Source organism: Bacillus sp. JJ1521, from assembly GCF_036965165.1.
In the GTDB taxonomy this organism is placed as follows: domain Bacteria; phylum Bacillota; class Bacilli; order Bacillales; family Bacillaceae_L; genus Ferdinandcohnia.
In genome coordinates this window covers 1-8,856 of sequence record NZ_JBALOX010000221.1, presented here as the reverse complement: position 1 = coordinate 8,856, position 8,856 = coordinate 1, and the positions used below count along the sequence as shown (strand labels likewise).

12 protein-coding genes are annotated in these 8,856 nt (G+C 37.5%); 6 read left to right on the top strand and 6 right to left on the bottom strand.

The genetic code is table 11. The features are described 5' to 3' along the window. The coding region (locus V7147_RS22750) for a hypothetical protein (RefSeq protein WP_335370079.1) at nucleotides 1-379 on the bottom strand (379 nt) is incomplete at its 3' end. A gap of 252 nt (nucleotides 380-631) precedes the next feature. Between V7147_RS22750 and V7147_RS22745 the strand changes: the two genes are divergently transcribed. The 6 genes from V7147_RS22745 (at nucleotide 632) to V7147_RS22720 (ending at nucleotide 5,650) form a co-directional block, all read left to right on the top strand. Beyond that, complete coding sequence (locus tag V7147_RS22745) at nucleotides 632-826, top strand: hypothetical protein (protein WP_335370078.1); 195 nt, start codon at nucleotides 632-634, stop codon at nucleotides 824-826. Between the two features lie 90 nt (nucleotides 827-916). Beyond that, nucleotides 917-1,369, top strand: a complete 453-nt coding sequence (locus V7147_RS22740) for a MarR family winged helix-turn-helix transcriptional regulator (RefSeq protein ID WP_335370077.1) — start codon at nucleotides 917-919, stop codon at nucleotides 1,367-1,369. A 129-nt stretch (nucleotides 1,370-1,498) separates the two neighbouring features. After that, entirely contained in the window at nucleotides 1,499-2,242 is a 744-nt protein-coding gene (locus tag V7147_RS22735; RefSeq protein ID WP_335370076.1) for a GTP cyclohydrolase II, read from the top strand. 142 nt (nucleotides 2,243-2,384) lie between these two features. Further along, the gene (locus V7147_RS22730) at nucleotides 2,385-3,758 is read left to right on the top strand and encodes an aldehyde dehydrogenase (protein WP_438824637.1); all 1,374 of its coding nucleotides are present in this window, start codon (nucleotides 2,385-2,387) and stop codon (nucleotides 3,756-3,758) included. A gap of 243 nt (nucleotides 3,759-4,001) precedes the next feature. Beyond that, the gene (locus V7147_RS22725; protein ID WP_335370075.1) at nucleotides 4,002-4,592 is read left to right on the top strand and encodes a cell wall hydrolase; all 591 of its coding nucleotides are present in this window, start codon (nucleotides 4,002-4,004) and stop codon (nucleotides 4,590-4,592) included. A gap of 98 nt (nucleotides 4,593-4,690) precedes the next feature. Next, the gene (locus tag V7147_RS22720) at nucleotides 4,691-5,650 is read left to right on the top strand and encodes a nucleoside hydrolase (RefSeq protein ID WP_335370074.1); all 960 of its coding nucleotides are present in this window, start codon (nucleotides 4,691-4,693) and stop codon (nucleotides 5,648-5,650) included. Between the two features lie 274 nt (nucleotides 5,651-5,924). On the opposite strand, the gene tpx is transcribed toward V7147_RS22720, so the two are convergent. The 5 genes from tpx to sppA all read right to left on the bottom strand — a co-directional run. Beyond that, nucleotides 5,925-6,425, bottom strand: a complete 501-nt coding sequence (gene tpx, locus V7147_RS22715; RefSeq protein ID WP_335370073.1) for a thiol peroxidase — start codon at nucleotides 6,423-6,425, stop codon at nucleotides 5,925-5,927. Nucleotides 6,426-6,557: 132 nt separating this feature from the next. Further along, on the bottom strand, nucleotides 6,558-7,025 hold the full coding sequence (ytfJ, locus tag V7147_RS22710; protein WP_335370072.1) for a GerW family sporulation protein: 468 nt from the start codon (nucleotides 7,023-7,025) through the stop codon (nucleotides 6,558-6,560). Nucleotides 7,026-7,045: 20 nt separating this feature from the next. Beyond that, nucleotides 7,046-7,744 (bottom strand): DUF2953 domain-containing protein, encoded by a 699-nt coding sequence (locus V7147_RS22705; RefSeq protein ID WP_335370071.1) that lies wholly within the window; start codon nucleotides 7,742-7,744, stop codon nucleotides 7,046-7,048. A 100-nt stretch (nucleotides 7,745-7,844) separates the two neighbouring features. Further along, complete coding sequence (locus V7147_RS22700) at nucleotides 7,845-8,336, bottom strand: RDD family protein (RefSeq protein WP_335370080.1); 492 nt, start codon at nucleotides 8,334-8,336, stop codon at nucleotides 7,845-7,847. Between the two features lie 16 nt (nucleotides 8,337-8,352). Next, nucleotides 8,353-8,856, bottom strand: a 504-nt coding sequence (sppA, locus tag V7147_RS22695; RefSeq protein WP_335370070.1) for a signal peptide peptidase SppA, incomplete at its 5' end; no start/stop codon positions are given.

Genomic DNA, 8,856 nt, shown 5'->3' with positions numbered 1-8,856 from the left:
CAGGTCCTTGAGGATCAAAGCCACCCATCATACCTGCACCAGCCATTGGATCTTGTTGATGTCCACAAGTACAGCCAGGTCCATGAGGACCATGTGAAACCATTATATTTTGTGTCATTCCTGGCCCATATGGATTAAATCCTGTTGCCATTCTAGTCTCCTCCTCATCTTGACCACAGCCACAATCCTCTTCTATCATTTGTTGTTGAACAGGATATGGGTGGCCTCCTCCGACATTTTGTTGAAAAGTTGCTTCAGGGTATCCCATTTGAATACCTTCTGATCCTGTTACAAAGCCTTGTTGTGGGGTCTGAGACATACTCGGTTGCCCCCCATGCATATTCGGATTCATAAACATGTCGTTTTGATAATTTTTCATAGAATCCACCTCTTTGTTATTGATACTTTAAAAAATGATTAGGTTTTAAGTAAAAAACCAAAATTGTATGTTCAACTTTTAGCATATATAATAAAAGCCTACTAAACATTTCTCCCACATCATATGCCTAAAGGAGTATTGTGTGTTGATTCATAGTAGAAATGGGTTTTAGCCTTGTTTCTTATTTTTCGAACTACTATAATTTAAGTACATGTTCAAAAAGTCGACCGAAAATGATTCGAGGTGTATAGAATGAATGAACAATTTGTAAATGAAATGTTAAATAAACTACGCGATGGAGAACTTAGTGAATACTTAGTGAAGAATGATCAGTTCTTGGAGTTTCGGACTACATTGGTTAAAAGGGAAGATTTCAAGTATTTTCGCGGGATTGCCCTTCATGGTGGAGATGTGCTGTATCGATATTTGGAAGTTGCAAGGAGTTAATAGGACATAAGTCATAGAACAAGGTTGACAAAGACCATAATAATTTAGTAAAATTATCTTGAGTTCAAGATAATGAAAAGGGTGGAAATGATGGAAACAAATGAAGCAATCAATGTTCCTAACCTCTCCTTAAAATTTTTTGTCATACTATCTCGAGCATTCCGATCTGTGAATGAGCGGGTTGAAGAGGATGTAAAGGGATACGGATTAAACTTAACTGAATTTGCCGTGCTAGAGCTTCTTTATAACAAAGGAGTCCAGCCAATTCAACATATTGGTAAAAAGGTATTATTATCAAGCGGAAGTATAACCTATGTTGTGGATAAATTAGAGAAAAAGAATTTTCTTAAGAGAAATCCATGCCCAAAGGATCGACGTGTTACATGGGCGTCGATTACGGAGGAAGGTAAACAATTCATGGACGAGATTTTTCCAAAACATCAGGAGGCAATTGAAGAAATTGTCGGGGTTCTTTCTGATTCTGAAAAAGAAGAAATGATGGTTCTCTTAAAAAAGTTAGGTTTTCATGCCGAAAAACGATAGTACAGTAATGTCAGAAAAAAGGATTGAAATGTATATTACTTGACCTCCCTTTTATAAAAATACTATACTTTCAAGACAAAGAAGAGAGAAACAATTAATTAGTAGCAGTGTATGAAAGGGAGATTGAGTATGGTTTCAGAAAAGGTGAAGAACCTTCTTTTAAATAAAATGAAAATGATTCAAAAGCGTGGAGAACAGGATATCTGCTTAGTTGGACCTGTAAAATTACCTGTTCAGTTAGATGAAAGCATAGTGACATTTAATTGGTATACATGGTTAAAAGTTGAGGATGAAGTGAGTACGGAGGATGTGCTTGATTCACTTACTTTAACAAACCTAGCAGCCATGCAGCAATCATCGGTACTTGTGTACGGTGATTTTGAAACTGAAAATGATGCACTTATTCGAATGCATAGTATCTGTCATACTGGTGATATTTTCGGCAGCAAACGTTGTGATTGTGGTTTCCAATTGCGTGAGTCGATGAGAATGATCGTATCCAATGGCTCTGGGGCACTCTTTTATTTAGCCGATCATGAAGGAAGAGGGATTGGACTATTTTCAAAATCACTTGCCTACATCCTTCAAGAAGAAGGGCTTGATACTGTAGAGGCTAATCTTGCATTGGGCTTTAAAGACGATACCCGTAATTATGAAGATGCGATTCGCGTGCTTACTGAGTTACGCGCAAAGCCAGTTACATTAATTACAAACAATCCGAAAAAATTAGCTGCATTACAAGAATATGGGCTCTTATCTGACACACATATCCCACTATGGGGGGATATCTCTGAATACAATAAGAAGTATTTAGCAACAAAAGTTGAAAAATCAGGTCATATCTCGATAAAAGAAAAAATGACAACCATGTAAAAATACCATCAAAAAGGTAAGCCTTAAGATTTCAAGGGCTTACCTTTTTGTATTATTATCTTTGTTTTTGTTAAAAAATAAAGGAGAATTGCATAGTCTTGTCCTATTTATTAAGAAGAGTCTTGTTGAAATGGGGGAAATGATAGTGGAATACGGCACGCTAATCAAAAAGCAACGAGAATTCTTTTCTACAGGGAAAACAAAGGAAATTGATTTTCGAATTGATACTCTTAAAACGCTTCGAAGTCTAATTAAAACACATGAAAAAGAAATCATGACTGCTTTACATACAGATTTAAATAAATCGGAGTTTGAGTCCTATACTACAGAGATTGGGTTTGTATTGGAGGAACTGCGCTACACTCAAAAACATATTGAAAAATGGGCAAAGCCGAGAAAGGTAAAAACAAGTTTAACAGGCTTTGGGAGTAAAAATTATATTTATCCTGAACCATATGGGGTGGTACTGATTCTCTCACCTTGGAATTATCCGTTCCAACTTGCGTTCGCCCCTTTGATTGGTGCTATTGCTGCTGGGAACTGCGCGATCGTAAAGCCTTCAGAGTTAACACCAAAGACCTCAGAATTAATGACAAAGCTGATTCGTGAAAATTTCCAAGAGGAATACATTGCAGTAGTTGAGGGTGGAATTGAGACAAGTACAGCTCTGTTAAATGAAAAAACAGATTATATCTTTTTTACAGGAAGCGTTGCTGTTGGTAAGGTGATTATGGAGGCTGCAGCCAAGCACTTAACACCAGTAACACTAGAGCTCGGAGGGAAAAGTCCGTGTATTGTCCATAAGGATGCGAATCTTCGGTATGCAGCCAAGCGAATTGCATGGGGGAAGTTTATGAATGCGGGGCAAACATGTGTTGCACCAGATTATTTATATGTCCATCATGAGGTGATGGATGAATTTTTGAAGCTGTTATCAGAGGCAATCCATGAATTGTATGGAAATGCAATCAGTGAGAAGAGCCAGTTTACAAAAATCGTAAGTGATCGGCATTTTCAGCGTCTAAAAACATTTGTCTACAATAGTGGAACCATTTATTTTGGAGGGGAATCAGATGCAGAAAAACAACTGATTGCACCAACGGTCCTGTCTAATATTACATGGGAAGACCCGATCATGGAGGATGAAATCTTTGGACCGATTTTACCTGTGATGGAATACGAGGACATTTTACAAACAATCGATGAAATCAATAAGCAGCCAAAACCCCTAGCTTTGTATATTTTTTCAGAGGTTGACCGAGTACAAAACAAAGTGCTAGAGTCGATTTCCTTCGGTGGTGGCTGTGTGAATGACACGGTTTATCATTTTACTTCACCACATCTGCCATTTGGGGGTGTTGGTGAAAGTGGGATTGGTGCCTATCATGGCAAGGGGAGCTTTGATGTATTTTCACATGAAAAAGGAATTATGAAGCAAACAACACGATTCGATTTGCCATTTCGTTATCCAACGACAAAGCATGGGTTAAAGTGGATAAAAATGATTATGAAATAACGGTAAAATGGTAAAAACGTTTATTACATCCTTGTTATGTTTGTAAAATTTAACCCGTATTTTACCGTCATGTCCAAAATTTAGGTAAAACGATAGGTGAGGCTTTTTTTTCCAAGTATATTTTCAGACAAAGTGTCCCAATGGCTTTCGTATTCTACCAATTTTTGGACCGTGAATCGAAATATTACAGCTGTTAACCTTCTAGTAGAGACAAAAACGACGACTACTAGGAGGAATTAAAACATGAAAAACCTTAAAAAGATAGGTTTTGCAACTGCATTAACATTATCATTATTAGCATCAAGTGTGAGTGCATCGGCAGCAACTCATACTGTTAAATCCGGTGATACATTTTGGAATATCGGCATGAAGTACGGAGTATCTGTTTTAGAGCTAAAGGAAGTTAACAACCGAACAAGTGATATGATTTATCCGGGAGAAGAGCTTGAAATTCCACAATCAGTGTCTGCACAAGATAAGGAATTATTAGCACGACTCGTACATGCGGAGGCAAAGGGTGAACCGTATGAAGGAAAGGTTGCAGTGGCAACAGTTGTATTAAATCGTGTTGATTCATCTGAATTTCCGGATACCATAAAAGATGTTATTTACGAAAAGACATCAGGAGGTTCATATGCATTTAGCCCAGTAGCAGATGGTGCAATTAATCAACCTGCTGATGAAGAATCAAAACGTGCAGTAGAAGAAGCCATTACGTTCCGTGGACAAGGGAAAGGATCTTTGTTTTTCTTCAATCCAGCTAAATCATCAAACCCATTCATGATGTCTAGAGAAGTAACAACAGTGATTGGTAATCACAGATTTGCAAAATAAAACTTGAGTAAAACGCCTATTCCGACTTACGCTGGAATAGGCGTTTTTTTTTCTCATATAGTGAGTATTATGCGAAAATATTGAAGGGAGCGAAATATATGGCAGCAAAGGTTCTTTTTTTCGGAGACCCTGGAATTGATGATTCACTTGCAATAATGTATGGTTTGCTCCACCCAAACATTGAGTTTGTTGGCATTGTTCCTGGCTATGGAAATGTGGAACAAGAACAAGCCATTCAAAATGTGGCTTATTTATTATCCCTTGCTGGAAAGAGAGATGTTCCGATTATTGCCGGAGCAAAGGGTCCACTATCTGGGGAATTCACGCCTTATTATCCTGAAATACATGGGGAAAAAGGACTCGGCCCAATTCGTCCACCAGATACATTACCAACAGCAGAATTATTAAATTTTGATGAGATATTTAACATCATTAAAAGAAATGAAAATGAACTCTATATCGTCGACGTAGGGCGGTCTACATCACTTGCGATTGCCTTTCTCCTTGGCGGTGAAATAATGAATAAAGTAAAAGGTATTTATATAATGGGTGGGGCTTTTTTTGTCCCTGGAAATGTCACTGCTGAAGCTGAGGCGAATTTTTATGGAGATCCAATAGCTTCCAATCTTGTTTGTGAGCATGCACAAACCCTTGCCATTCATCCGCTAAATATTACAATGCACGCCCTTCTAACCTCCGAAGTGGTTGACCAAATTGTCCTTCATGGAACCCATAATCCATTTCGAAATTTAATCAAGCCAATTTTTGATTATTATTATGAATTCTATAAGAAGAGTACGCCGGGTATTAAAGGCACACCATTACATGATGTTGTCGCCCTAAGTGCAATCGTGAATCCATCAATTGTGAAATATGCCCATCGAAGGGTAAATGTGGAATTGTTTGGAGTTTTAAAGGGAGTGAGCGTCGCTGACTTTCGAGCGAATCCAGACGAAGAGCCCTCAGAAACAATAGACCGGATTGCATTACGTTTTAATTATGAAAAATTCATTACTGAATTTCTTCAGGTTATGACCATGGGTTATGTTGATAGGTAGAAATATGTAGTTCTTTCGGGGACCGAATCAATTTTTTAATAGGAAATAGTGCATTGGTAACAGAAAATATTTTTAATTTTCGGAAAATATACCCAAGCTTTCTTATCCATATTTGGCATATAATGTGAATAAGGAAGCTTCTCTTTTTAGTCTAGCTTCAGCGCCTAGCCCCTCGAGGTCATAAGCCAATCCGTCAAGAAGGATAAACTACATCCTTCTCGCCGGCCTTTCTTATGCTTGTCGGGGCTGAGCAAGGTGCTTACGCTTTTCTAAATTACTTAGCTGCCTTTGCTGCTTCTAATGCTGCTTCATAGTTAGGATGGTTTGTTGCTTCGCTTACATATTCAACATATGTAACAGTGTCATTGCTGTCTACAACGAATACCGCACGAGCTAATAAGCGTAGTTCTTGAATAGCTACACCATATGCTTCACCAAAAGAAAGATCACGATGGTCGGAAAGAGTTTGTACATTTTCAATACCGTTTGCACCACACCAACGCGCTTGTGCAAATGGCAAATCAACACTTACTGTTAAGATTTTAACATTACCTAAACCGGCTGCTTCTTCGTTAAAACGACGAGTTTGTGCATCACATACACCAGTATCAAGTGATGGAACAACACTTATTAAACGAACAGAACCCTTTGAGTCTGCAAGTGTTACTGGTGTTAAATTATTTGCTAATACAGTAAAATCAGGAGCTTGGTCTCCAACTTTTACTTCATTCCCCAATAAAGTTACTGGATTGTTTTTAAATGTGATATTTGCCATTTTTCCAAAATCCTCCTTAAATTTATATGTACAGTGTAAATAATATCTATAAATCCATTGATTTGCAATTAATTCGAATGAAAAAGGTATGAAAAAAGAGTCAACTGTTGGACAGTTAACTCTGTGATGTAATTAGATATCGAAATCTGGTTTTTTATCTTGGTTTTGGTTATGCTGGTCTTGACTACTCTTTTTTAACATTTGTTGAATTTTTTCCACTGCTTGTGGTGCAAGCTCTATCAATTTTTCAAATAAATGAGTGCTTTCATCAAGATGAAGCATTTTAACACCATTTGCACTTACAATTAAAAAAGCGATTGGTGTAATCGAAACACCACCACCACTTCCTCCACCGAACGGTAGTTTGGATCCTTGTTGTTGTTGGTCTCCGCCTCCACCGCCGCTATCTTTTCCACCCTCAGCTTGTCCCTTGAACTCGCTACCCCCTGCAGCAAATCCAAAGCCAACTTTTGAGACCGTTAAAATTACGCTCCCATCAGGGGTTTCAACAGGGTCCCCAATAATTGTATTCACATCAATCATTTGTTTTAAATTTTCCATTGCGGTTTTCATTAAACCCTGTATTGGATGATCGGACATCTTACATTCCTCCTGACATTCTACACTGACTTTTTATCTGAATCGGCATCGTTAAGCTTTGAAAGGGACTGGGATTTAAATTTCGGTAAACCCCCTTGCCACCTTTTAATCGCTTTGATTCCTGCTACCATAGCATACCCGATTCGAAAATGAATCATGCATCTTAGCCTTGTTTCGGATACAGCTACCTGAAATGACGGTGTAATTGAATAATCAGGATGAGTTTTTAGATTGAGATAATGACTAATCACTCCGACAATAGTCCCTTTAATGGACCATCCAAGTCCAGTGACAATCCCTGTATGGGCGGCATCGCCAACTCCAATATGGGAATGCCACTCGAATTTTGAAATTGAAATTTTCTTAAAAAAATGTTTAAGTATCGGTACCAGATCAATAACCCGATTTAGGATTTTTTTTGTATCGTCGATATTAGCCATTAAATCGTGAACAGAGAATTTCGCCTTTTTCTTTTTCTCATCTGAAGCTATGTTCGCTTTCTTATCCTTTTTAAACACAATGCTAGGTGATTCTTTATCAATTGCAACCATCGGGACATTAATGGTATACCTTATCATTCCAAACCAAATGCTGAACCTTATTTTAATATGATCATCGTCCTGTGAGTGATTTACTTCTATAAAAATTGTTAGCCTCGTTATCAAAATTAAAAGGATAAGAAGGACTAGAAATAATAGTATGAATAATAGCCATTTCACAACACTCACACCCTTTCAATATTTCATTATCACCTACTAAATATAAAAAATACACAATCTGGAAATGACTTCAATAAAAAAAGAGTGTCCGAGGACACCCTTATTTTGACGCATGTATAACAGTTGTATCAGTTAAAAGATCATGAATTCCTTGTTTTTTTGGAAGAAATGCAACGATTATATAGCCAATGAAAAAGAGTTTTGAGATATACCGGCCAATCAACTCCCTAAAGAGAACCGTCATCCAAGTTAGTGATTGTCCGTTAAGTGATACAACTTTAATTCCAAACACCATTTTTCCTAATGTTTGCTTAAAAAACTTTGTCATCAACACAAAATATAAATAAAAGACAACAGCAGTTGCAATTGATGCGCCACTAAACAAATGGCTTTCAGATAATGGGATATCTAGCGCCCTAAAAGCTGGATAGATCAAGATCCGAATTATACTACCAATTACAACTAAGTCTAATAAATATGCCCAAAACCTCATCCAAAAGCCTGCATAGCGTGGTAAGTCTTGACCAACTGGTCCTACTGTATGATCGTGAACTTGATTACTTCCCTGGATTCCTTCATGTGTAAGATCCATATTCAATTAATCCCTCCTATTCTGCGTATAAATACATCATTCTAGGTGAATTTGGCTGTGATAATAAATGAACCAAAGTTGCCATCTCGATGTCTTCACTAAACATTTTTTTCGCACTCATAGAAAAGAGGGATCCAAAACCAAAATTACTTTCATATTCCACGACTTTACTATTTCCAAGCTCGTAATCCTTTTTCATGGCTTCAACGGTATCCTCAAAGTACCCTAATTCATCGATTAAATGATTTTCCTTTGCTTGTCTACCATCATAGATTCGTCCGTCTGCAATACTGCGTACCTCTGACTCAGACATATTACGACCAGCTGCAATTACATCGACAAATCCCTGATATGCATTATTGACCATCGTTTGCATAATGTTTCTTTCTTCTTCAGTCATCTCCCGACTTGGAGACATGATATCCTTGTATGGACCACTTTTGATTGTTTCAAATTTCACTCCATATTTTTCAGCTAGACCACTATAATTAATCCCTTGCATGATAACTCCGAGTGATCC